This is a genomic window from Bacillus carboniphilus, assembly GCF_039522365.1.
GTDB lineage: Bacteria > Bacillota > Bacilli > Bacillales > JC228 > Bacillus_BF > Bacillus_BF carboniphilus.
On sequence record NZ_BAAADJ010000011.1, the window covers coordinates 14,696 to 40,719 of the forward strand.

Below are 26,024 nucleotides of genomic sequence, written 5' to 3' on the forward strand. Positions count from 1 at the left end.
TAGCCGGACACTGGTTCCGTTATTCTTGTGAAAATGGCTATTTCCGAAGGGCAAACGGACTCTCGTTCCGCTATTAGACTGTTTTAAGAGCTTTTACAGCTGATTTTTGCCAAATAGCGGATTCTCTGTCCGCCAAACAGTATAATACACTCTTTTTTGAGCAAATAACGGATCTCCTGTCCATTTCGCTCCACTAACCGGACACAGGATCCGTTATTCTTATTAAAATGGCTATTTTCGCGGGGCAAACGGACTCCTGTTCCGCTATTCCACTGTTTTAAGAGCTTTTACAGCTGATTTTTGCCAAATAGCGGATTCTCTGTCCGCCAAACCGTATAAAACACTCTTTTTTGAGCATATAACGGATCTCCTGTCCACTTCGCTCCACTAACCGGACACAGGATCCGTTATTCTTATTAAAATGTCTATTTTCGCGGGGCAAACGGACTCCTGTTCCGCTATTCCACTGTTTTAAGAGCTTCTACAGCTGATTTTTGCCAAATAGCGGATTCTCTGTCCGCCAAACCCTTAAAAACACTCTTTTTGAAGCACATAACGGATCTCCTGTCCACTTCCGCCCATTACCCGGACACTGTTTCCATTATCCTTATAAAAACGGCCATTCTCAAAAGACTTCTGGACACCCCCTATTTTTTTATTTATATTCATTTTGAGAACGAAACCATTGATAAACTTGTTTGGCATCTTGAGTAGTAATATAGTTTACTTTTGCTATTGATTTTGTTGATCCTGATTTTACATGACCCCAAACAGAAACGAGCTCCCACTTCCTCATTATTGGCCCCCTATTCCATTCTATGGCTTGAATTTTATTCTTAAGAAGGAAGGATGTCGTTCTAGAAATCGCCCTATGTCTCAGGGTTAACTGTTTATTCCCGCTTAGGTGATAACCTGTATCTTTATATTGAAACCATCTCCATGTAAATAGGAGCGGAACTATAAGAAGAACAACGAGCCCCCATTTATGAAAAAAATAAAAACCCGCAGCTAGAAATGGTAACAAAATAAGAAAAGACCTCAAAATTTGCAACTTTAATGCATGTACAGGGGCCCCTTTTAAAGGAGGGTCTACTTCATAATCTGGTAACCCTAATTCTACGAGTTCTTTCAAAGCTCTCTTTCGAATAACAGGAAAAAGCATCAAGGCTTTATCATTCATATCATTACTTGTACTACCTGCACTATCGACATAAACTGCTGCTAGTCCTAATAGTTGCCGGATAGGATTTTCCACTACACGGACAGATTGAATCCTTACCAGAGGTAATGTAAGCTGTCTCTTTTCAATTAACCCCTTTGTAATAATAATATCCTCCTGCTCTTTCTTCACTGTAAAGTTAGCGTATCGGAGGTATGTAAGGATAATAGAAGCTACCCAAGCTAATGTAAAGAAAAACAAAATGGTAAAGGTAATTAACAGCACACTACCTTGAACCCAAACAGTGATTCCTGAAAAAATTTCCTCATAGGGAATCACCTCTTCAAACTGAAAGAAGAAAGCCATAACAGCAGATAGAACAACTCCAACACTGCCTGAAGTTGTAGCTAATAATAGTAACTGTTTATTTGTGATTTGATATATTGTAGTGACATTTGATTTATCAGGTAAATCCTCTGCTACCTCAGACCTTTCAGCAAATATAATGGACTTAATTCTTTCCGCCTCTTGTTTTGTTACAGCTGTTAAGACGGCGTCTGCCTCCTTTCCTACTGCAGATCCGCCTGCTGTTTCAACTTTAACTTGGACCAGATTAAACATCCTGTGCAATATTCCGGACGTTAAATCTAAACTTTGAATTCGATCAAAAGGTATGTATCTTTTTTTTCGAACAAACAGCCCATACTCAATTCGCAGTTCTTGCTGTTCTAGTCGATAGGAGTACTTTAGCCATGACACTATACCCGTAATTCCAACTATAACGATCATTGCTCCTGCTACCATAAAGTAAAAGGTTGTCTCATTGGAACCAAATACAAAAAATAATAGAAGAGGAAGCAGTAATTCTTTTATGCTTTTTAAAACTTTATGTACAGCAGCAATGGGGTGCAGTCTTTTTGGTTCAGACATCTTCTTCAGCCACCCTCGCTAGTCTTGATATCGAATATCGTAGTTGTTCTGCTTCTTCCTCTGCTAATGCTGGAATTTCGTGAGAGGTTGCTGCTGTAGAAATAACAATCGTTGCTAATCCATACTTCTTCAATATTGGCCCTTGAACTGTATCTACATGTTGTACCCGAATCATGGGGACAAGCGTATTTTTCACAATTAAAATACCGTGTTGAAGTTCAATCTCTTGCTCTCTAACCTCATACCACCATTTCCTCCATCGAAGTTTTGGAATAATAATAACAAGGAATAAAGCGAGAACAAACCAAACAAATAAGATGGTATAAGAAAACCAATGTAGCCCTTCTAAAAAAAAGGGCAGTACGAAAAATCCTATAGGGACTAATAATGCAATAAGTGAATGGATGATACCTGTTATTCTCCAAACAGAAAGGGCTTTTTTAGAAATCCGATTACTTGGATTCATCATATGTTTAAACAGACCCACTTTCATAAAACGGCTATTTTACGTTTAGTTTAACAGAATTATGGTGGAATTAAATCCTTTATAACGTAAAAGCGGCTTTATTTACCCACTCAATCGATGCTTCTTTTTCTAGGTCATGTACTAGTTTAAATAGCGCCTCATCTTTTCGCTTGGCTTCAATCATACAGTCTACTTGTTCTACACTTCCTTTAATGGAATGGAAAAAGTCCAGTAATAATGAAGGCTCAATAAATTCTGCATGTGCCTTGAATTCCTTTTCAGACCGTGGGCTTGAAATATGAATCTTTGGAGGCAGTGCAGAATGCTTCCAGGTATTTAATATTCTTTCCCAATATAATGTCCAATCCTTGTTTTCATGATTTGCCAAGTGATGATGGATATCAAACACTAACGGAATACCAAGCTTCTCACACAAATACAAGACATCCTCTACATGAAAAGAGGTATCATCGTTTTCAAGCATAATTAACCGTTGGATACTCTCTGGTATTAACCCCCAATTATGAATAAATTGTTCCAAGGCTTTCTCTTTATCGTTATAGACCCCACCAACGTGTAGGACACATCGATGTTCGGGAGGAATCCCCATGCCCATTAAAAGCTTTCGATGCATCCCTAACGTTTTGAGAGAGGACTTTAGAACATCTGTATCTTCACCATTTAACACAACAAAGTGATCCGGGTGAAAATCTACTCGCATTTTGGGATGAGCTAGAAGGAATTCTTTTACCTCGCTTAATTCTTCTGCAAGAGGTCGAATGTAATTCCAATCCTTTACATCCTCATGGTTTGCTAAGGGGATAATTTTCGATGTAAGTCTGAAGAATTCAATATCATTCGCTACATTATGACGTAATAACCTCAAGCAATTCTTTAAATTAGATTTTGCAATTCTTTCTAATTTCCGAATTGCAGCTTCTCTGTCAGGAATTTTTATAAACTGACTGTGGGTCATGGTCTGAGATGGTGAAGCATTTTGCAAGGACATACTCATAGCAACATACCCTAATCGAACCAACATATCGGTAGCTCCTTTTTTCCGTTTTACCGGTAGGGTTTCTATTAGAGGGTGGTTTTATCCAAGTTGGGTAAGGTCGGTTATGGATTTTTGATTATCATGTAATTTCCAAGCAGAGGTTTTGGTTTTCGCACTCAAATGGAAGGTTTCGCACTGAAAAGGGAGATTTTCGCACAAAAGGCATCATTATTCGCACACAAATTGAAATTTGCACTCAAAATAACATAATCGCACTGAAAAATGATTTATCGCACTTAAATTCAAATATTCGCACACAAAATCCAATTTTCGCACTAACGACTTGGGAAAAGCCCATATTCTCTCAATATTCGCCCACCAAAACTTCGTGGAAATGCTATTTTTATTAAAATCCGGTTAACCAAAAGCAAATTAGATAAAAACTCCCTTCCAAAACCACCATTTCAAGAAAAAAACAAAAGTTAGAGGGCACTCCCCCTGCAAGAAGCACAAAAAACCCGGCACAAGGCCGGGCTTTCGTTTTATCTTTCGTTTACTCTTTTGTTGTTATTATTGTTACCGTATTTTTTACCAGATCCACTGCGTTTTCTTGAACCTCCACGGCCCGAATCTTTCCAGTTAGATTTAGATGAAAATTGTTTCTTTCTGGAATTATAAGATTTACCACGGTCGTTACTACGCTTATCGCGTCTCATTGGTAATGGCGGTTCAGAAGTTAATTCAACCGGTGTTGCGCTTGGCTCTTTCGTTAGCATTTTAAGAGCTGCTGCCACTACAGCCACTGCATCTTCTTTTTCCAATAATTCTTCTGCAGCTTTATAGTAGTATTTCGTTTCTTGCTGCTCAATTAGAGTTTGAAGCTGCTCAATAACCATTCTTTGTTGACCTTCAATCGCTTCATCAAAGGATGGGGCTTTCATTTTTGTCATCTTTCTCTTTGTCGTTTCTTCCACAACACGAAGATAAGATGTTTCTCTCGGTGTAACAAATGTGATAGCCGTTCCTTGCTTTCCAGCTCTACCTGTACGACCGATTCGGTGAACATAGCTCTCAGGATCTTGCGGGATATCAAAGTTATAAACATGTGTAACACCCGAGATATCAAGCCCTCTAGCCGCTACATCTGTTGCAACCAAAATGTCGATAGAATTAGATTTGAACTTTTTAAGCACTTGGAGTCTTTTTGCTTGTGTTAGATCTCCGTGAATTCCTTCAGCTGTATATCCTCTGATAGAAAGAGCATTTGCAAGTTCGTCTACTCTTCGCTTTGTACGACCAAATACAATCGCGAGCTCAGGTGACTGAATATCCAATAGTCTAGTGAGTACATCAAATTTTTTCTTTTCATGTACCTCGACATATGCTTGTTCAATTTGTGGAACTGTCATTTCTTTTGCTTTTGTACGAATAACTTTTGGTTCTTTCATGAAGCGGTTCGCAATGCTTCTAATTGGTCCTGGCATTGTTGCAGAGAATAAAAGAGTTTGTCTTTCTGTTGGTACTTTCGAAAGAATTGCTTCAATATCTTCAACAAATCCCATATTTAACATTTCATCTGCTTCGTCAAGAACGACTGTATGAACACTATTAAAGTTTATGGTTCCACGATTCATGTGGTCCATAATACGTCCTGGTGTTCCCACAATAATATGAGGACCTTTTTTCAGTGCACGTATTTGTCTTTGAATGTCTTGCCCTCCATAGATGGAAAGAACACGTACACGCTTATCTTGACCTAATTTATATAGCTCTTCACTAACCTGAACAGCTAACTCACGCGTTGGTGCAATAATGAGTCCTTGTACTTCAGAGTTACGAACATTTACTCTTTCTAGTAACGGAACACCGAACGCAACGGTTTTACCTGTTCCTGTTTGTGCTTGTCCAATGACATCGTATCCTTGTAAAGTAACAGGAATTGTTTCAGCTTGTATTGGTGTAGCTTCCTCAAATCCCATTGTATTAATTGATTTTAAAAGAAGAGCACTTAGCCCTAATTCATCAAACTTTGTTGTCAATTTCATTTCTCCTTCAACACTTCTTTTCGTTCTTTCAGTACAACTAATCCATCTTAACAGTTTTTAACAAAAGAAAAAAGCTTCAACTTTCAACCTACATTGATTTTTTTATTTCCTGGCCCAAGAATGAGAGGATGTCTTGGAACAGATCGTCCTTTTCTTCGCAATGACAGATAATATGTTGAGCCTTCTCAAGAAACAACAGTTTCTTTTCTTCTGAACCAATTGAATCATGAAGCACATGAGCTGCCTTTGGCGGTACAACCCCATCGTCTAAACCCTGCACAATCATAGTAGGTGCTGTAACGTTTGGTAGATGTTGTCTGAGGTCCTTTACAAGTTTTCTGAACTGAGTAGTTGCTGAAATAGGAGTAGAAGCTATTTTCCGTTTGTATCTCTGGAAAAGTTCGTTTTGAAGTAAAGTTCCTCTCATGGCATCCTTCATTATATTTTTTATATCGATCCCCAACTGTCGTGGATTTATATAATATAGTGCAGCACTTAGTAACACCAATTTGGCTACAGGGTATTTCACCGTTAGATAACTGGCAATCATTCCACCCATGGAAAAGCCTACTACATATACTGTATCACAAACTTGAAGTAATTCCTTCAATTCTTCTTCAGCAGTTCGTACCCATTCGTAATAAAAAATTCCCTTTAACCTAAGCTTTTCTCCATGCCCAGGTAAAGTAGGTGAGACTACATGCCAGTTTGTATGCTGTTTTAAAAACTCTTCGAGTGGCTCAACTTCATGCGGACCACCTGTAAATCCATGAATAATTAAGCATCCAATCATTTTATCACCCAACTTTTACAACGACACATAGAAAAGCGTTCTACTTTCCACCCTTCTACGAAAAAAATCGTTTTGTATCATATGTATGTTAAGGTGATAAAATTTTATAGTCCTTATTCATAGAAAACAGAAATTTATTGTTTCATTCTTATGAAAGCTCCTCAGGATGGCCATTAACTTACATTTATATTTTGCCCTTCTTTACGAAGTCTAAAACCTTTTAATGAAAACCTGAGAAAAAGGAATGGCAATAAGCTAGCCATTCCTCTTACGAAGTGAGCCCTTCCAAAAGTTCTTCTAGTTTCATTCCCCTCGATGCTTTTATTAACAGTACCGTATTCCCATCTAGTAAGGAGCTAGCAGCCATTTTCAATTCCTGTTTATCAATGAATTCTTTCACTTCAATGGTTTGATTTTTGTCTTTAATTCCATCGGCAATATTCCGGGCTAACGGTCCAAACGTAAGCACATGTTGGATATGTTTATCAGCTATATAGTGGCCAATCTCTTTGTGGAAATCCTCTTCTTTAGGTCCCAACTCCAACATGTCTCCCACTACTAATACCTTATTGGAATATTGGTCTAAAGAATGAACCAATTCAATTGCTGCTTTCATGGAAGTCGGACTTGCGTTATAGGCATCGTTAATGATGAGCGAACCATTTAGACCTTCATGGGTTTCCATTCTCATGGAAGTAAGATTTAAATGCCTCAGTTGCTCTTTAATGGATTCTACTGATATTCCGAGAAAACGAGCTACCGCTATTGCAGCTAATGCATTTTTGACATTGTGTAAACCAAGTACTGGCAAATACATGGTGGTCGTCGGGAAAGCTTGAACCACGAACTCAGTTCCGCTTCCTTTTAACTGTATCGAAACAGGATATAGGTTACACGTATCACTTTTCCCAAAAGACAGGGTCTCAAAAAGGAAATTTTGCTGGTTAACCAGTGCTTGTAACAACGGTTCATCTCCATCATAGATAAAGAGACCATCCGGATTTAGGCCTTTAATAATTTCAAATTTTGCCTCTGCAATACCTTCACGGGAACCTAAATCTTGTAGATGTGACTCACCAATATTCGTAATGACTGCAATATCAGGATTGGCAATATTCGAGAGTTTCTCGATTTGTCCTTTAGCACTCATTCCCATCTCTAAAACAATAATTTCCGTTTCCTCTTCTAATGCTAATAACGTAAGGGGAAGACCTTGCTGACTATTAAAATTACCAATAGTCTTTTGCACTGAATAAGTTCCTGAAAGAATTTGAGCAATCATGTCTTTTGTAGACGTTTTGCCATTGCTACCAGTCACTCCCACAACTTTTACACCTGTTTGGTGTCGGTAGCTTTGGGCTAAGTCTTGCATAGCCTGAAGTGGATCTTCTACGATAAGCAAAGGAATATCTTCAGGAGGATTAGGCATATCTCTCTTCCAAAAAGCAGCTGCTGCACCCTTTTCATATGCTTGCCTTACAAACTGGTGACCATCTGAATTAGGACCAGGTAGCGGGATAAACAATTGACCTTTTTGGATGGACCTTGTATCGATTGAAACCCCATGGACGTTCTCCAGCCTCAATTCTGGCTTGGAAAGTTCTGCATTAGACATATTGGCTACTTGTTCTAGGGTTCTTTTAATCATTCCAAATCCTCCGATCAATCAAAAGTGTAACGTATCTTCATTTTTTCATCATGTCTTTCAATGGCTAATTCCACAAGTTTGTTAATAAGTGCAGGATATTCTAATCCACTATGCTTCCATAACAATGGGAACATACTGACTGGAGTAAAACCTGGCATCGTGTTTACTTCGTTAATTAAAACTTTTCCCTCTTTTGTTAAAAAGAAGTCCACACGTGCTAACCCTGAACAATCAAGTGTTTGATATGCTCGCATAGCCATTTCTTTCATTTCTTGGTAGATATCAACAGAGACGTCTGCAGGGATAATAAGCGCTGTATCTCCATCTTCATATTTTGATTTGTAATCATAGAATTCTGTTTTTGGTACAATTTCTCCAACAACGGAACATTGAAGTTCGTCGTTTCCAATTACACCGATTTCAATCTCCCTTGCTATGACGCCCTCTTCTACGATAATTTTCCGGTCATACTGTAATGCTTCTTCCACCGCCACTTGCAGTTCTTCTCTATTTTTACATTTGCTAATCCCTACACTCGACCCTAAATTGGCTGGCTTTACAAAACAAGGATATCCTAGCTTCTCTTCAATATTGGACGCAACCTCCTCTTGTTGTTGCTCCCAATCTCTACGTATAAATCCAACATAATCCACTTGAGGTAAGCCCGCTTGAGCAAATAAAGCCTTCATTGCTACTTTATCCATTCCTGCAGAAGAAGCTAGAACTCCGTTTCCTACGTACGGTAACCCTAGTAGTTCGAGCATTCCCTGGACTGTTCCATCCTCACCGTTTGGACCATGAAGTAAAGGAAACACCACCTCTGCTTCATAGTTATCAGAACCTCCAACACTTATTTCTCGACTCAAATCCAGTGGAGAAACAGAAGTCTCCGGAGAAGTAAATTCTAATGATTTAATATCAGTAACTTCGCCTTCTAACACAGGGCCTTTTTTCCAATTGCCTTGTTCATTTATATAGATTGGATGAACCTCGTACTTGGACTGATCAACTGCATTCATAACAGCTTTTGCTGTTTGCATTGATACTTTATGTTCAGCCGATTTTCCACCATACAGTAAATGTAGTTTTGTTTTCATAAGGAATACCTCCACGTTGTAATGAACTCTTTATCCAAACACTTTTGAATAATAGCCGTCGTTTTTATGTTAGGTTAATACCCATTTATATATCTTTTATTCTATGGAAGAAACGCTTGTCGCGTACTTATAGTATACATCTAAACCAGAGGGTTTCCACAATGGAGAAAAAGTAGGAGTGAAAAAAAACCCACTGACATTGATCAGTAGGTTATTTTTGTGTTTATCTTCTATTACTTTTCGGATCAAATGCATCTCTTAGCCCATCACCGATAAAGTTAATACATAAAACTGTTGTTAGTATCATAAGCCCTGGTGGTACCCACGCTTCTGGACTATTACGTAGAATACGTAAGCTTTGTGCTTCAGATATCATGTTACCCCATGTTGGAGTAGGTTGTGGAATACCAAATCCAATAAAGCTTAAACCAGACTCGATGATGATGTAAGTTGCCATCATGAGTGTGGCATTAACTACAATTGGACCAATAGCATTAGGTATAAAGTGCTTGAAAATAATTCGGAAATCGCTGGCACCAATTGCCCGTGCTCCTAGAACAAATTCTTGCTCTCGTAGTGATAAATATGTACCCCGTATAATCCTCGTTAGATTTGGCCACGAGGTTAATGCAATAATTGCTACGAAAATACCTACGGTTACTTTATCTAATAGAGCAACAATAGTTAAGAGTAATACTAGGAAAGGTAGTACAAGCATCATATCAGCAGCACGCATGATAAATGCATCCACTTTACCACCGTAGTATCCAGCAATTGATCCTAGTACAACCCCAATAATGAGTGTAAAGAACATGGCACTAAAGCCAACAATTAAAGAAATTCTTCCCCCATAAAGAAGTCGTGAAAGGTTGTCCCTTCCAGAACTATCATTACCAAGCGGATGTTCTTCACTTGGAGGTCTTTCAATCATCATTAAATTGGATTTCGTAGGACTATGATCTGTGAAAAATGGTGCTAATATAACGACCATTATAATAAGAAGGAGTATAATTACCCCTGCCACCGCTAGCTTATTCTTCATAAAACGTCTTAAAGCTAGCTGGAAAGGGCTTTTACTTTTTGCTACCTTCCCTTTTTGATTCAACTCGGGATTTTGATTCGTTGTGATTTGTGGATTAGATTCCATATTCATTCACCTCAATCGTAGCGGATTCTTGGATCGACGATACTGTAAAAGATATCGGCTAATAAATTCCCAAGTAGAATAAAGAAGCCTAGTAGTAAATTGATCGCCATAATGACTGGGTAATCTCGGTTACCTATAGAGGTAAGGAAAAGCGTTCCTAAACCTGGGTATTGGAATACACCTTCGGTAATAACGGCCCCACTTAAAAGAACTCCAATTTCGAAGCCCATTAAAGTGATAATAGGAATTAAAGCATTCCGAAGTGTGTGTTTATACAGTACATTTCGGCTGGTCATTCCTTTTGCCTTTGCTGTTCGAATAAAATCTTTCCCTAAAACATCTAAAACTTCTGAACGCATATAGCGCATATACGTTGCCGTCCCTGCCAAACCGAGTGTAAGTCCAGGTAACACAAGGTGATGAAGTTTGTTCAATATTAACTCAAACCCCTCTAAGCCATTTGCGGATACAGACCCCTGTGATGGGAACCATCCCAAGTGAATTGAGAAGAAGTAAATAGCAACTAATCCAAAGAAGAAGTTTGGAATAGCCAATCCAAGGAAGCCAAACGTCGTTGCCCCGTAATCGAGTAATGAATATGGCTTTCTAGCGGAGTATATTCCAATAGGAATAGATACGATGATTGTAATGAAAAGTGAAAATGCACCTAAATATATGGTGTTCTGAATTCGATCACCAATTAAATCAGAGACTTCACGCCCCTTATAAATAAATGATTTACCGAAGTCACCTTGAACTGCATTGGATACCCAGCGGAAATATTGGACAGGAAGAGGGTCGTTTAATCCAGCAGCAGTCTTCTGTTGTTCGAACACTTCAGGATCAATATTTGGATCTAATATTCTTCCTGTAAATGGGTCCCCGGGTGCAGCTCGTACCAATCCAAATACGATAATCGTTAAAGCGATTAACATAGGTATAAAGATAAGAATGCGCCGAATGATATATTTGTACATCGCTTTCCCCTCCATTCTGGGTTATAGAACTTTATATATTGCTTGTTTAAAAGAAAAAGAGCATGCGGCGTTTATCCGCACGCTCCATTCAGTAACATTAAATATTAGTTGTCATTAACCCACCATAGATGTGGATCGTTGTGTAGCGAGTATGGTAGTGGTTCCATACCTTGAATACGCTTGTTATAGCCCCATAGGCTGTTTTGTGCATATAGGATAACAGCTGGAAGGTCTTCTTGGAACATTACTTGCCAGTCGCTATATACTTGTGTACGGTAGTCTTGGTCAAATGCATCTGGTGGTGTTAATGCATCTTCTAACAGCTGGTCTGCTTCAGGGTTATACCAACGTCCGAAGTTATAACCTGCTGTAGATTTCCAAAGCCCACTCGGATCTGGATCTCCAGTTCCTAAGCTCCATCCTAGTAAGTAAAGGTCCCAATCCGTATTGTTTGTAAGTTCTGGAACGTAAGCAGCCATTTCCATTGGTTGTTTAAGTTCGATGTTAATTCCTACTTCTTCTAACATTTCCTCAATGATTGGTGCAGAACGTTCACGTAATTGGTTTCCAGTTGGATAGTTTAGGTTTAATACCCACTCTTCTCCATCTGCATTTTCACGGAAACCATCACCGTCTGTATCAACAAATCCAGCAGCATCTAACAATTCTGCAGCTTTTGCAGGATCATATGGGTATTGGTTTGGATTTTCGCCATCATATGCCCAGAATTGTGTAGCGATTGGGGCATTGATAACAGATCCTTTACCATATAATAAACCGTCGATGATACCTTGTCGGTTAATTGCATATGCAATTGCCTGTCTTACTTCTGCAACAGCTAAATCTTCATTTGGCACCCAGTTATCAGGGTTAATAGCACCTGATTGATTATCTTCAGCTGTTCTGTGATTATGGATTAGACCCATTAACTGATAACCAAAGTCTGGTTGTTCAATGATTTGAATATGATCCATAGCCGCTACAGTTTCATAGTCAGCTGGTTGGAATCCATTTGGATCTGCAACGAAGTCAATTTCTCCGTTTTCAAGTAGACCCAAGATGACCGCTTGGTCAACTACACGCCATACAATGCTGTCTAGGTATGGCTCACCTTGCCAGTAATCTGCATTTCTTTCAAGAATATACTGCTCTCCATCAATCATGTCAGAGAATTTGAATGGACCAGTACCAACAACTTCTCCTGGATTTCTAGATGGACCAGCTTCTGGAATTTCTGCTATTGGAATATCTTTGAAAACATGTTCTGGAATAATTGGGAATGCAACATCTTTTAATGCTGTTACGTTAGGCTCAGTGAAGTAGAATGTAACCTTGTAATCACCATCAGCTACAACACCTTCAAATTCAGTTGTTTCCCCACTGTTAAATGCCTCGTAACCTTTTAGTCTTACAACATAGTCTTGACGAACCCCACCAGCCTCAGTATATCCAGGGCTAGCAATCATCTTATAAGTAAACACTACGTCTTCAGCCGTGAAATCTTCACCATCGTGCCACTTAACACCTTCTTCTAATTCAAGGGTTACAGCAGTTTGGTCATCATTAAATGTCCATGACTTTGCTAAGTTTGGAATGAATCCAAGATTTTCATCTTGTGATAGTAATCCTTCGTGAGTAAAGTCTAGGATATTTGCTTCATACGCTTCTTGATAGAAGATTGGATTAAATAATCCTGTAGGAGCCGTATCCATCGCACCTACGATTGTTCCACCTTTTTGAGGGCCATCTGATGTTGCATCACCATCAGTATCACCATCGGTATCATTATTATTTTCCTGTTGATTTGTGTCATCTGGTTTCTTATCCCCATCTGCAGAGTCCTTGTTACATGCAGCAAGTACTCCTAGAAGAAGAACGAAAACTAGCATAAGTAACCAATGTTTCTTTTTCAAAATATTCACCCCTTGTAATTTTTCAAATCAATTGATTGGAAAGACCTATACTACCTAGATGAACCACCCCCTTAACGTGAGGTCCTTATAATAGGTCCTTGGAAATTTATTTATCATATAGATGACAAGCCACAAAGTGGCCATTTCCCATATCTGTTAGTTCCGGACGGTCTATGGAACAACGCTCATGTGCAAGTGGACAACGTGTTCTAAACGAACAACCACTTGGCGGGTTAGAAGGACTCGGTAAATCCCCCTTTAAGATAATCTTTTCCCTTTTATTATGTATGTCTGTAGATGGTACGGAAGAAAGTAATGCTTGTGTGTAAGGATGTAATGGATTTTCATAGATGGAATTCTTAGGAGCTATTTCAGCGATACGGCCTAAGTACATGACGGCCACTCGGTCACTGATATGTTTTACAACACTCAAATCATGAGCAATAAATAAATAAGTTAAGTTAAACTCTTCTTGAAGGTCTGCCATTAAGTTTAAAACCTGAGCCTGAATGGAAACGTCTAGTGCAGACACTGGTTCATCACAAATAACAAACTTAGGATTTAAGGCTAGTGCCCTTGCAATACTAATTCTTTGTCTTTGTCCCCCAGAAAACTCATGTGGATATTTAAGTCGGTCTTCTGGTCTAAGTCCTACTTTTTCTAATAGACTAATAGTCTTTTCATATCGTTCTTTCTTTGACATATTGGTCTGGACGATCAACGGCTCCTCAATTAGTTGTGAGACACTCATCTTGGAATTTAGTGAAGCAAATGGATCTTGGAATACAATTTGCATATCCCGACGAATCGGACGAAGCTTTCTATTCCCCAGATTAGATATGTCATTGTCTTCAAAAAATATCTGACCCTCTGTTGGATCTAGTAATCTTAGAATAACTCTGCCTAGAGTTGACTTCCCTGAACCTGATTCTCCTACAACGCCTAATGTTTCGCCTCGAATAACATTAAGTGATACATCATCAACGGCTTTAACATGGCCAACGGTTCGTTTTAATATTCCACCCTTAATTGGGAAGTACTTTTTTAAATTTTTTGCCTGGACAATATAATCTTGATCATTTTGCTGTTGGGTTAGGTCCTTTTCTAGTAAAGACATGGTAGTGAGCCTCCTTATTCATAGAGATAGCAGCGTACAGTATGTCCAGGTTCCGTTTCTAATAGATTTGGATTAGCTACCCTACATTTGTCCATTGCACTTGGACAACGGTCTGCGAAACGGCAACCTTCCGGAAAGGCATAAGCTGGTGGAACCATTCCCTTAATTGCTCCCAATCTATCCACTTCTTTTTCAAGACTTGGAAGACTTTCAAGTAAGCCTTGCGTATATGGATGCTGTGGTTTTGTAAACAGCTTCTCAACGGTCGTATCTTCAACAATTTGACCACCATACATAACCATTACTCGATCAGCATATTCCGCTACGACTCCAAGGTCATGCGTTATAAGTAACACGGACATATTAAACTTTGCCTTCATGTCATTCATTAAATCGAGTATCTGAGCCTGAATCGTTACATCAAGAGCTGTTGTAGGTTCATCTGCAATCAGTAATTTAGGGTCACAAGAGATAGCCATAGCAATCATGGCCCTTTGCCTCATTCCTCCCGATAATTGATGAGGATACTCCTTGATTGTTTCCTCAGCTCTTGGGAATCCTACTATCTTTAATAGTTCAATAGCTTTTAACTCTGCTTGTTTTTTTGATAGCTTTTTATGACGTCTTAACGTTTCTACAATTTGATTACCGATTGTAAAGACAGGATTTAGTGCCGTCATGGGTTCTTGGAATATCATGGCGATATCTTTTCCACGCACCTTAGACATCTGTTTATCAGTTAAATCTACTAGGTCTTTTCCGCCGAAAACAATGTTACCCTCTGTAATCTTTCCGGGCTTTTCAATGAGCTGCATGATCGAAAGCGATGTAATACTTTTCCCACTTCCAGATTCACCAACAAGCGCCAAGGTTTCTCCTGGTTGAATTGAAAAATTAACGCCATCTACAGCTTTTGCGACTCTTTTATCATCTAAATAGAAGTACGTTTTTAACCCTTCTACCTCTAATAACGTGTCTTGTGCCATTCTCGTCACCTCAGCTTTAGTTCTTTTGGCTCAATTTTCTAATCTTTCCTAAGTACAACTTAAACGAAAGTATACACAGAAGATAGAGTTTTTTCAATATGCAGAAAATAAAAAAGATGAAGTTTTTTTGTAATAATTTTAATTTTGGATTAAATTTTTAATGAAAACTCCTTTATTTCCATAGGGTTTCCCGCTCATTCGCCCTTCTAAGATTACGCTTAAATTTGTCGAAATTTTTAGATGCCTCGTATACAGACTATTAGTATTTCGAAATAGTTTCTATTAAATTTCATAAAAAAAAACCCCTATAAAAAGGGTCTTTTTTCCTTTTATTTAACTAGAGTAACAAATGATACATATATTTAATGAATATCACTATCCTACTACTTTTAATCCAACCACACTGATCACAATGAGACTTAGAAATAAGATTCTTTTTATATCCTTCGATTCATTAAAGAACAACATTCCTAATACCACACTCCCTGCAGCACCAATCCCTGTCCAAATGGCATAACCTGTTCCGAGTGGTATCGTTATTAAAGCTCTAGAAAGAAAATAAAAACTAAAAGCTCCTGCTAATACAGTGAATACCGTATAAGAAATTTTCTTAAATCCGTTGGATAACTTCATAAAAATCACAAAGGCTACTTCTCCAAATCCAGCTAGAATCAACCATACCCACGCCAACGGTTTACTCCTCCTCTCCAGAAACCTCTTGCCCTTCTTTTGTCGTAACCTTTAGCCCTATAATTCCCACAAATAAAAGCAGTAAGAAAATAACCTTCATTGGACCCATCGTTTCTTCAAAAAGAAAAACCCCTGCAATTACAGTTCCCGCAGCACCTAGCCCCGTAAAGATAGCATAGCCTGTTCCAATCGGAATGATTTGCATGGATTTGGCAAATAGATAAAAGCTAATGATCATAAAAATGATCGTAATTACTGAAACAGCTGGTTTCGTAAATCCTTCAGAAGCCTTTAATCCATAAGCCCAGACAACTTCAGAAACACCACCTAGAAATAACCAAACCCAAGCCATTTACTCACTCCTCTCTCACGAAAGGATGGACTAATGTATAGTCCATCCCTTTTCTTTCTTATGATAGGTCAATGTAGCTTGTGGTTCTATAGCATTGCTATCATAGACATCTTGCATTTCGTCCATATTCCAAAAGCTACCTAATGTATAAATAGGGATCTCAATTTTTCCCCTAGTGGATTTTATTTTGTCTGTATCAATGACACAGCCCTCACACAATAAGTTTTCTAGTCTTCTTAATGTTTCAATTTGAAGTGGTTTATAGTCTAAACCTTTTTTAAAAAAGAGAAACCCTTTATGTCTCTTTTCCTTCTCCATTACCTTTATGATCATGTAATTAAAAACGGTGTAAAAACGATCTAAATTTCGATAATATGTTTTATTAAACCATCCATCATCCTGTGCTAAATAAACAAATTGATTGTTCAGTTTTTGAAAAAAAGCTGACTTTAAAGGAGTCTTCATATGGTTCAGATACAGGAGCTCCGCAATTTCCAAGCTGTCGAGTTCATCTAATGCTTCTATTTCCTCAAAGTCTACCCAACTAAATTCCCCGTACCGCGAGACATCTTCGTCCATCATGTCTTGTATTTTTTCCTTCTCAATATAATGAAACATAGAATGTAGATGAAGTTGTACATCATCGAATTTATGTTGTAATAATAGGACGGACTCAATAGGTATTGAGAGCGAATGAACAAAGTCATGGAACTTGATTCCGTGCGTTAAAACATATTGTTCACTTTTGTTCATGTTTATATAGAGTAAATTTGAATCAACTTGCTTCAAATCTGGACGCCTCCATCTAAAAATTCAGGTACCTCCATTTTAACAGAAACTCGAATATCCAGTTACGTCACATGCTGTTTTTATATATAGTGCATGTCTAGTTCATAACAGGGAAAACTGTAACTAGGCTGTATTACGGAGGTGTATACCTTTTTAAAGGGTAAAAATTGGTACTTATTAATATAGTTCTTGTCATATTTCTAATCGCTCTTACTGCATTCTTTGTGTCCTCTGAATTCGCCATAGTTAAAGTAAGAAGTTCACAATTAGATGCTCTTATTGCTGAAGGGAATAAAAAGGCACTCGCAGCCAAAAGAGTCACTACACACTTGGATGAGTACCTTTCCGCCTGCCAGCTGGGAATTACTATTACAGCCTTAGGTCTAGGGTGGTTGGGTGAACCAACGATAGAGAGGCTTTTACGTCCACTTTTACATGACCTTGAGTTTTCCGAATCACTTTCTCATATTATTTCTTTTATCGTAGCTTTTTCAACTATTACGTTTTTACACGTGGTTATTGGAGAACTGGCACCTAAAACGGTGGCTATTCAAAAAGCCGTTCAAGTTACCTTACTTTTTGCGACACCCCTTATTTGGTTTTATCGTTTTATGTACCCCTTTATTTGGACCCTGAATGGATCTGCACGTTTAATCGTTAAAATGTTTGGAATGGAGACTGTCTCAGAAAATGAATTAGCACATTCCGAGGAAGAACTGCGCATCCTATTATCTGAAAGCTTTCAAAGCGGCGAGATCAACCAGTCCGAATATAAATATATGAATAAAATCTTTGAGTTTGACGATCGAGTCGCAAGAGAAATTATGGTCCCAAGAACAGAAATTGTAGCTATTAACATCAACGCAAGTTTAAAGGAAATCCTGGAGACAGTAAAAGAGGAAGGGTTTACAAGATATCCGGTAATAGAAGAGGACAAAGACAACATTATTGGCTTCATTAACATTAAACAATTACTTACCGATTGCGTTTACGAAGATTGCCCTGAAGAAGCTCCTGTTTATCAATACTTAAAGCCAACTATACGTGTGATTGAGACAATTCCCATTCATGACCTCTTAGTTATTATGCAAAAGGAACGCTCTCACATGACCATTCTCCTCGATGAATATGGTGGGACTGCTGGCCTTGTAACCGTTGAGGATATCTTAGAAGAAATTGTAGGAGACATTCGAGACGAGTTTGACAAAGATGAAATTCCTGAAGTAAGAAAGTTATCAGATCACCATTATATATTAGATGCAAAAATTCTTCTGGAAGATGTTAACCAACTCCTTAACATTGAGATTTTAGAAGAAGACATTGATACTTTAGGTGGTTGGTTCCTTTCTAAAAAGATGGATGTTCAAAAAGGCGATCAACTCATAGAACAAAATGTTGCCTTTACTGTGAGCGAAATTGAAGGTCACCATATCCAATATATTGATGTTCAGATTCCTAAACAACTTGAGAAATCAGAAGTTGAAGAGTAAATTTTTTAGAACTGGCAAAATGCCAGTTTTTTCATTTTATCAAGAGAATTTTGTAATGGGATATATTCATCATTCATAAAATGAAATAACCAATTTAGGGTTTAACCAGCACGTTTGACTGTATAGTTCGCGTAAACTATAATGAAAATATTAAACAATTAAAGAGGTGGTATGATGGGGCAGTTTATCGTATCGGTGAACTAGCAAGTATCGCCAACGTTTCTAAGAGAACAATAGATTACTATACAAGCTTAGGCTTACTTATTGCTGAGCGTTCAGACGCAAATTATAGAATATATAACCAAGAAGCTGTTAGGGATCTTAAATTTATTGAACATTGCAAAAAGCTTCATATCCCATTAGATGAGATTAAGAAGAAACTAGAGCTAAAAAAGTCTAATGAACTAAAAGAATGCGACGTTGAAAATCATATTTCAGCCGTATCCGAACATATAAAGCATTTGCACAATGAGATTAACCATTTAATACCCTTGCTTCAAAAATTAGATTCGAAACAAAAGGAAGCCATTTCAGAAAAGCTTTCAACTGAAAGCGTTTCCTTGATTCAATCACTACAACTAATTACAAGATAAAAACATGGAGGTGACACCTTATTCGCCCACAAAGGGTGATAAGGGAAATTATTTGGACATATTTAACTTGGTGCTTTTTGCCATATTGATTGCTTTAACAGCATTTTTCGTCTCGACGGAGTTTGCGATTGTAAAAGTTCGAAGCTCTCGAATTGACCAATTGGTGGAAGAAGGCAGTAAGCGAGCATTAAAGGCAAGAAAAGTAATATCTAACCTGGATGAGTATTTGTCTGCTTGTCAGCTAGGTATTACGGTTACAGCATTAGGATTAGGTTGGTTAGGTGAACCTACAGCTGAAAGATTGTTACGACCTATACTAACAAATCTTAATCTTCCTGATTCTACATCCCATTTTCTTTCATTCGGGATTGCCTTTCTTGTTGTAACTTACTTGCATGTGGTAGTCGGAGAATTAGCGCCTAAAACTGTTGCAATCCAAAAAGCTGAGTTTATTACCTTAACATTCTCAGGTCCACTCATACTGTTTTACCGTATTATGTACCCGTTCATTTGGGTTCTTAATGGATCTGCACGTGTTTTAACTAGAGCATTTGGATTAAAACCGGCGAAAGAACATGAAGTTGCTCATTCTGAAGAAGAGCTTCGAATGATACTATCGGACAGCTACAAGAGCGGCGAAATCAATCAATCTGAGTTTAAATATGTAAATAAGATTTTCGATTTTGATGACCGGATTGCTAAAGAAATCATGGTACCTCGTACCGAGATTGTAAGTCTTTCAAAAGAAGATACAGTGGATATTTTCTTAAACCTTGTGAAGGAAGAAGGATTTACAAGATATCCCATTATAGATGGAGATAAAGACCATATTATCGGTCTTGTGAATGTCAAAGAGATTATGACAGACATGATTAGTATTGATAATTTTGAGACTGTTACGATAGAAAGCTATATCAGACCTATTATACGAGTTATTGATACAATTCCTATACACGACTTACTTGTCAAAATGCAAAAAGAAAGAATTCATATGGCCATTTTGATGGATGAATACGGGGGAACGTCAGGCCTCGTAACCGTTGAAGATATTATCGAAGAGATTGTCGGCGATATCCGAGATGAGTTTGACATGGATGAAATCCCTGAAATTAGAAAGTTAAAAGACAGCCACTATATCGTCGATGGAAAAGTACTAGTTAGTGAAATTAACGATTTATTAGGTACGAATATTGATGATGAAGATGTTGATACTATTGGTGGTTGGATTCTAACTGAAAATTATGATGCAAAACAAGGGGATGTTATCGAAAAGGAAGGATTTTGCTTTAAGGTAAAGGACATGGAAGATCACCATATTAAGTATGTAGAGGTCTCTAGAAAAAAAGAGTCCATCGATGCCAAAGCACCTATTCCCTTTCAAAATACGGAAGCCGTAAACCAAACCGTTATTTAATAATCAGAGGAACCTAATTAACCTTAGGTTCCTCTTCTGTTTTTGCTATTAGGTTATAAATTGTCAAATTTTATCATTCTTGAAACGTTGTAAGGTAGACCCTTCTCTGATACCATTTTAAAAGTAATCACCAATTAAGATCATGAATACAAATGGTTAATACCAAATTCTAATACAATAGATATCTAGGTGACATTATGAAAACACAAAAAAAAGTTGGAGAAAGATTTGACTGGAATTTATGTTTAATTCTTTTCTTATTTTTCCTTGTTAGTATTGTTACAATTGCAAGTGCACAATCCACAGACCCATTAGGAGTTAACTATGCCTTAAAACAGGGTATATTTTATATTATCGGCGCTATTATTATAGCTGTTGCGATGTATTTTGACCCTGAGCAATATCGAAAACTTTCGTGGTTTTTATATCTTGTGGGTATTTTATTACTAGCGTTTCTTTTAGTAGCTCCATCTTCATTATTGGCGGACCCTAAGATTAAAAGTTGGTATTACATACCTGGTTTAGGCTCATTACAACCATCTGAGTTTATGAAGACATTTTTAATTATTCTCCTCAGTCGAATAATTGTTGAGCATCATGAAAAGCACCAATTTAAAACGATTAAGACAGATTTTTGGCTATTAGGGAAAATTGGAATCCTTACTGGAATACCGCTTGGCCTTGTTATGTTACAACCTGACTTAGGGACTTCTTTAACTTTCATTGCCATTTTTTCAGGAATGGTACTTGTATCAGGTATTAACTGGAAAATTATAGTTCCTGTTTTTGGCTCAATTAGCACAGTCGGAGTAACAGCAATACTAATGGTCATTTACTACCCTAGCTTTTTAGAAGAAAAATTTGGATTGGTTAAATACCAGTTTGATCGGATTTACACATGGCTTGATCCATATAATAATCCACAGGGCGAGGGATATAACCTTATTCAAGCGATGACCGCTATTGGTTCTGGGGAAATAACAGGGAAGGGATTTAACGATAAAGAGGTATTTGTTCCCGAACAACATACTGACTTTATTTTTTCTGTCATTGGAGAAGAATATGGTTTTATCGGCGCGAGTTTTGTTATCAGTTTATTCTTCCTATTAATTTATCACTTGATCAAAGTAGCATTGGAAACAAAGGACCCTTTTAGTTCCTATGTATGTGCAGGAATCATATGCATGATTACCTTCCATGTGTTTGAAAATATTGGCATGCAGCTTCAATTACTCCCTATAACAGGTATCCCACTACCTTTTATTAGCTCTGGAGGGAGTTCTCTAATGGGCTCTATGTTAGCCATGGGGGTTATATTTAGCATACGATTCCATCATAAAACGTACATGTTCTCTTCTGAAAAAAATTAGGTTGACTTTTTTGAACGAAGCCTTATAATAGTTAAAAATATCCATAAAATCATTGAAGAAGAGAGTAATCATTGGACGTTTTTAGCGAGTCAGGAGATGGTGGAAGCCTGATAAACAACCATTGGTGAACCGCACTTTGGAGATGTGTTTGTGAAACTAAGTAGCAAGCAACGGTGTGAGCCGTTATCTAATAAAAGTGGTCTATATGACTATTAGAGTGGTACCGCGGGAATAGCTCGTCTCTTGTAAAGAGACGGGCTTTTTTTATTTTTTTTAAAGGAGTGTTTAACCTTGTTACATGAATTATGTTCCTCCCTATTAGCCCAGCACCTACCTGAATTGAGTGAAGAAGAAATTGTTCATTTACTGGAGAAACCAAAACATAAGGATCATGGAGATGTTTCCTTCCCTTGCTTTACATTAGCTAAAACAAGAAGAACCTCTCCACATGCCATTGCCAAGGAGCTCAGCGAACAATTACAGAGCCCATATTTTACTTCAATCGAAGCTGTTGGGGCCTATGTTAACTTCTTTTTTAATCCAGAAGAAGTCGCTCCTAAAATAGTAAACAAAATTTTATCTGCTGGATCTGAATTTGGTAGCAACCAGCTTGGACATGGTTGTAGAATCGTTATCGACCTTTCTTCTCCAAATATTGCAAAGCCATTCTCAATGGGACATTTACGATCTACTGTCATAGGGAATTCATTAAGTCTGATTGGTAAGAAAAACGGATATGATGTTGTAAAAATAAACTATGTTGGGGACTGGGGTACCCAGTTCGGCAAGTTAATCGTAGCTTTTTTAAAATGGGGTGACCTTGAAAAGGTTAAACAGAATCCAATTCCTGAACTATTCCAATTATACGTAAAGTTCCACCATGAAGCCGAGCAGAATCCCACTCTGGACGAAGAGGGTAGAAAAGCCTTTCAAGAATTAGAAGCTGGTAATGAAGAATATTTGAAACTGTGGACTTACTTTAGAGAGGTTTCTTTAGAAGCTTTTCAGAAAGTCTATCAACTTCTAGGCATTGACTTTGAATCATGGAAAGGTGAAGCTGCTTACAACCATAAGATGGACCATACTACTGACCTATTGAAAGAAAAAGACTTGTTAGTGGAATCTGATGGCGCAACGATTGTTCAGCTTGAAGAAGACAATCTACCTCCTTGTCTCATAAGAAAGAGAGATGGAGCCACTTTATACGCTACCAGGGACTTAACTGCAGCATACGACCGTTATACCGAATTTAAATTCACCCAAGCTTTCTATGTAGTGGGACATGAACAATCCATACATTTCAAGCAAGTATTTGCGGTTTTAAAGAAACTAGGAGCACCTTTTGCTGAAAATATGGAGCATATTCCATTTGGCCTTTATTTAAAAGACGGACAAAAAATGTCTACTAGAAAAGGAAGAGTCATACTTCTAGAGGAAGTGTTGTTAGAATCCATTGAAAAAGCAAAGAAAAATATCGAAGAACGTAACCCATCATTCCCAGGTTTAGAAGAGGTGGCTAAACAAGTCGGTGTCGGCGCTATCCTTTTCAATGACTTAAAACAAGATCGGATGAATAACATTGAGTTTAATATGGACGACATGCTTCAATTTGAAGGAGAAACAGGACCATACCTTCAATATACACATGCGAGAGCACAATCTATATTAAGAAAAGCCTCTGTGGAGGACAATATATTTACTGGGGATTCACACAGAAAAAGCTGGGAACTTATCAAAAAACTTCATGAATTCCCATCGTCCGTTGAAACGGCTTTTACAAAGAGATCTCCAGCCATCGTGGCTCATTACCTATTAAAACTGGCAAAGTTATTTAACCAGTATTATAGCCAAGTGAAAATTCTCGAGGACACTCGTGAAAAAGAGTCGAGAATAGCTTTAGTAAAAGCCGTTACTATTGTTCTGGCGGAGGGATTGAGACTTCTAGGAATGAAGGCACCCGATCAGATGTAAGGTTACAATTTAAGCGGACTGTGGTTCCGTTATTTTAAAAAAAATGCCGGTTTTTCATGAGCAAGCGGACTCAGGGTCCGCTATTCACTATTTTTCAAGCATCTTGGTGCTGGATTTTAGTAAATAAGGCATCCTGTGTCCGCCTAACTTCTCAAGTGGGCACTTTTTTACAAAATAGCGGATTGTGTGTCCGTTAAAAATTCTGAGGGGGACTCTGGTTCCGCTATTTGTGTATAAATGCCGGTTTTCTTGAGTAAGAAATAGTATGAAATTAATGTTGTCCCAATACACCTTTTTCCATTGCTGTTTTTTCACATTTAAAAAACACCACTAACCCTAACAGTAAATATACGGCGGAATTTCCTATTAGAGAAGCATAGTCTAAGCTTGAAAATGAACCTAATGTATAGCCTTCAATCATCATTTTTCTTATCATATCTACTCCTTTTACAAATGGAGCAAATTCTAACCATGGTGCTACTGAGATTGGAACAAAGGTTAGACCCATAAACACAAACTGCAGAATTTGTAAAAATGCATTTACCTGCTTTACGATAATAGCCATCCCTGCAATCATAAAGCTAATTCCATACATACTGAACAATGTAATGATGAGTACAGGCAATATGGACGTAATATTCAAATGAAGAGTCGTTTGTGCTGTCCACAAAGATAGTACTAGTAATACAGAAATAATAATAAGTTGTAAAATCGTACTTCCAATAATTCTGGATAAAAGAATCTTCCACGCGCCCATCGGTGACATATAAAGTTGTTCTAACGTTCCTAGCTGCGCTTCATTTGATATCACCCATCCGATATCCTGCATAGCCATCATAGCTAAGTACCAGAAAATATAGTTTACAATAACATACTGCACATTCGATTCCATCGTTGTCGGGTCTCCAACAATTTGTATACCAAAAAACATCATCAAGAAAATGCAGTAAAAAGTGACCAGCAAACTGATTGTATTAGGGAGATACCTTTTTAAATAGATTACTTCCCTGCGTATATTAGCATTAAAGAGATGCAGCAACTTCATGGATTCCATCTCCTTTCACGATATTCATAAATGCTTGTTCAAAGTCTACGATTGTACGGTCAATTTTTTCAATGATAACTCCATATCTTTTAAGATGATCAATAATTTCATATAATTCCTCACCATCTTGAATGGTAAAGTTTAAAACTGGGTTTCCTTGTTCATTTTGCTCGATAACGGTTAGAAATTTAGAGCTTAAATCTTTAATCTTCCCCTCTTGAATTGGAGATGATAGGGTGAATGCATAGGCTTTACTTTCAAACAAACTCAATAGGTGATCAACCTGTTCATCTGCTACAATTCTTCCTTTATTGATAATCACTACCCGATCACAGATATCTTGGACCACCGGCATATCGTGCGAGCTCATTAAGATTGTTTTGCCTTCTAGCTTAGCAATGTCTTTTAAGATTTTCCTAATTTCATAGCTCGTTTCTACATCTAATCCTAAAGTCGGTTCATCCAAGAAGATAATATCCGTATCTGCTAATAAGGAAACGGCAATAGAGACCTTCTGCTGCATTCCTCTCGACAGAGTATTTACTTGCTCGTTTTCCTTTTCTTTCAGATTAAACATGGTTAGCAGTTCTTCAATTCTGTTTTGAACTGATTTCCTAGACTTCCCACGATTCCCCGCAAAGTACTCAAGATTCTCTTTTACAGTCATTCTCCAGTAAAGATTACGGTTACCTTCAAGTACAACACTAATATGTTGAAGGGCTTTTAAGCGCTTTTTATGAATGGATACTCCGTTAATCAGCACTTCCCCACTGTTTGGAACCAGTAAGCCACACATCATTTTTATAAAGGTTGTCTTCCCTGCCCCATTTGGTCCTAGAAGTCCTACGGTTTCTCCCTTTTCAATTTTAAGGCTGATTCCTTTCACTGCCTCAATGGTTTCTTTTGTTTTTCTTTTCTTATAGGTCTTTCCTAGATCATGAATTTCAAGTATCGGTCTCACCTTTACGCCTCCCGTATAAAACTTTATATATACACGATACTGGAGACTTCCATATTATTCCTCAGCCTCTAGAC

General features: G+C 37.8%; 22 protein-coding genes and 1 other annotated feature. Of the genes, 5 read left to right on the forward strand and 17 right to left on the reverse strand.

What is annotated here, in order from left to right; genetic code table 11:
- Positions 1-655 precede the first annotated feature (655 nt).
- From ABDZ91_RS05470 to ABDZ91_RS05540, 15 genes are all read right to left on the reverse strand, one after another.
- On the reverse strand, positions 656-2,089 hold the full coding sequence (locus ABDZ91_RS05470; protein ID WP_343797022.1) for a PH domain-containing protein: 1,434 nt from the start codon (positions 2,087-2,089) through the stop codon (positions 656-658).
- Entirely contained in the window at positions 2,082-2,558 is a 477-nt protein-coding gene (locus ABDZ91_RS05475; protein ID WP_343797024.1) for a PH domain-containing protein, read from the reverse strand. Before ABDZ91_RS05475 ends, ABDZ91_RS05470 begins: the two co-directional genes overlap by 8 nt.
- A 76-nt stretch (positions 2,559-2,634) precedes the next feature.
- Positions 2,635-3,597, reverse strand: a complete 963-nt coding sequence (uvsE, locus tag ABDZ91_RS05480) for a UV DNA damage repair endonuclease UvsE (protein WP_343797027.1) — start codon at positions 3,595-3,597, stop codon at positions 2,635-2,637.
- A gap of 497 nt (positions 3,598-4,094) precedes the next feature.
- Positions 4,095-5,531 (reverse strand): degradosome RNA helicase CshA, encoded by a 1,437-nt coding sequence (gene cshA / locus ABDZ91_RS05485; protein ID WP_425541792.1) that lies wholly within the window; start codon positions 5,529-5,531, stop codon positions 4,095-4,097.
- Between the two features lie 154 nt (positions 5,532-5,685).
- The gene (locus ABDZ91_RS05490) at positions 5,686-6,390 is read right to left on the reverse strand and encodes an alpha/beta hydrolase (RefSeq protein ID WP_343797031.1); all 705 of its coding nucleotides are present in this window, start codon (positions 6,388-6,390) and stop codon (positions 5,686-5,688) included.
- A 268-nt stretch (positions 6,391-6,658) separates the two neighbouring features.
- The gene (locus ABDZ91_RS05495; protein WP_343797033.1) at positions 6,659-8,038 is read right to left on the reverse strand and encodes a UDP-N-acetylmuramoyl-tripeptide--D-alanyl-D-alanine ligase; all 1,380 of its coding nucleotides are present in this window, start codon (positions 8,036-8,038) and stop codon (positions 6,659-6,661) included.
- Between the two features lie 14 nt (positions 8,039-8,052).
- Positions 8,053-9,135: a D-alanine--D-alanine ligase gene (locus tag ABDZ91_RS05500; RefSeq protein WP_343797035.1), complete on the reverse strand. Its 1,083-nt coding sequence runs from the start codon at positions 9,133-9,135 to the stop codon at positions 8,053-8,055.
- Positions 9,136-9,358: 223 nt separating this feature from the next.
- Positions 9,359-10,282, reverse strand: coding sequence for an oligopeptide ABC transporter permease (opp4C, locus tag ABDZ91_RS05505; protein WP_343797037.1), 924 nt, complete (start codon positions 10,280-10,282; stop codon positions 9,359-9,361).
- Between the two features lie 11 nt (positions 10,283-10,293).
- Positions 10,294-11,259, reverse strand: a complete 966-nt coding sequence (locus tag ABDZ91_RS05510; protein WP_343797038.1) for an ABC transporter permease — start codon at positions 11,257-11,259, stop codon at positions 10,294-10,296.
- Between the two features lie 104 nt (positions 11,260-11,363).
- Positions 11,364-13,181 (reverse strand): peptide-binding protein, encoded by a 1,818-nt coding sequence (locus ABDZ91_RS05515; protein WP_343797039.1) that lies wholly within the window; start codon positions 13,179-13,181, stop codon positions 11,364-11,366.
- A 97-nt stretch (positions 13,182-13,278) separates the two neighbouring features.
- A complete protein-coding gene (locus ABDZ91_RS05520; protein WP_343797040.1) occupies positions 13,279-14,289 on the reverse strand; it encodes an ABC transporter ATP-binding protein in 1,011 nt (336 codons plus the stop codon).
- 14 nt (positions 14,290-14,303) lie between these two features.
- On the reverse strand, positions 14,304-15,275 hold the full coding sequence (locus ABDZ91_RS05525) for an ABC transporter ATP-binding protein (protein ID WP_343797041.1): 972 nt from the start codon (positions 15,273-15,275) through the stop codon (positions 14,304-14,306).
- A 375-nt stretch (positions 15,276-15,650) separates the two neighbouring features.
- Positions 15,651-15,965, reverse strand: a complete 315-nt coding sequence (locus tag ABDZ91_RS05530; RefSeq protein WP_343797043.1) for a DMT family transporter — start codon at positions 15,963-15,965, stop codon at positions 15,651-15,653.
- A gap of 4 nt (positions 15,966-15,969) precedes the next feature.
- Entirely contained in the window at positions 15,970-16,317 is a 348-nt protein-coding gene (locus ABDZ91_RS05535) for a DMT family transporter (protein ID WP_343797045.1), read from the reverse strand.
- A gap of 30 nt (positions 16,318-16,347) precedes the next feature.
- Complete coding sequence (locus ABDZ91_RS05540) at positions 16,348-17,106, reverse strand: hypothetical protein (protein WP_343797048.1); 759 nt, start codon at positions 17,104-17,106, stop codon at positions 16,348-16,350.
- A gap of 167 nt (positions 17,107-17,273) precedes the next feature.
- Between ABDZ91_RS05540 and ABDZ91_RS05545 the strand changes: the two genes are divergently transcribed.
- The 5 genes from ABDZ91_RS05545 (at position 17,274) to argS (ending at position 23,944) form a co-directional block, all read left to right on the forward strand.
- Positions 17,274-18,596 (forward strand): hemolysin family protein, encoded by a 1,323-nt coding sequence (locus ABDZ91_RS05545; RefSeq protein WP_343797050.1) that lies wholly within the window; start codon positions 17,274-17,276, stop codon positions 18,594-18,596.
- A 191-nt stretch (positions 18,597-18,787) separates the two neighbouring features.
- Positions 18,788-19,189, forward strand: a complete 402-nt coding sequence (locus ABDZ91_RS05550; protein ID WP_343797193.1) for a MerR family transcriptional regulator — start codon at positions 18,788-18,790, stop codon at positions 19,187-19,189.
- Positions 19,190-19,241: 52 nt separating this feature from the next.
- The gene (locus ABDZ91_RS05555; protein ID WP_343797052.1) at positions 19,242-20,603 is read left to right on the forward strand and encodes a hemolysin family protein; all 1,362 of its coding nucleotides are present in this window, start codon (positions 19,242-19,244) and stop codon (positions 20,601-20,603) included.
- A gap of 197 nt (positions 20,604-20,800) precedes the next feature.
- A complete protein-coding gene (locus tag ABDZ91_RS05560) occupies positions 20,801-21,973 on the forward strand; it encodes an FtsW/RodA/SpoVE family cell cycle protein (protein ID WP_343797054.1) in 1,173 nt (390 codons plus the stop codon).
- A gap of 43 nt (positions 21,974-22,016) precedes the next feature.
- Positions 22,017-22,220, forward strand: a binding site (T-box leader).
- A 44-nt stretch (positions 22,221-22,264) separates the two neighbouring features.
- A complete protein-coding gene (gene argS / locus ABDZ91_RS05565; protein WP_343797056.1) occupies positions 22,265-23,944 on the forward strand; it encodes an arginine--tRNA ligase in 1,680 nt (559 codons plus the stop codon).
- 271 nt (positions 23,945-24,215) lie between these two features.
- On the opposite strand, the gene ABDZ91_RS05570 is transcribed toward argS, so the two are convergent.
- Together ABDZ91_RS05570 and ABDZ91_RS05575 are read right to left on the reverse strand one after the other, a co-directional pair.
- A complete protein-coding gene (locus ABDZ91_RS05570; RefSeq protein WP_343797058.1) occupies positions 24,216-24,989 on the reverse strand; it encodes an ABC transporter permease in 774 nt (257 codons plus the stop codon).
- Positions 24,967-25,950, reverse strand: coding sequence for an ABC transporter ATP-binding protein (locus ABDZ91_RS05575; RefSeq protein ID WP_343797059.1), 984 nt, complete (start codon positions 25,948-25,950; stop codon positions 24,967-24,969). Before ABDZ91_RS05575 ends, ABDZ91_RS05570 begins: the two co-directional genes overlap by 23 nt.
- Positions 25,951-26,024 lie beyond the last annotated feature (74 nt).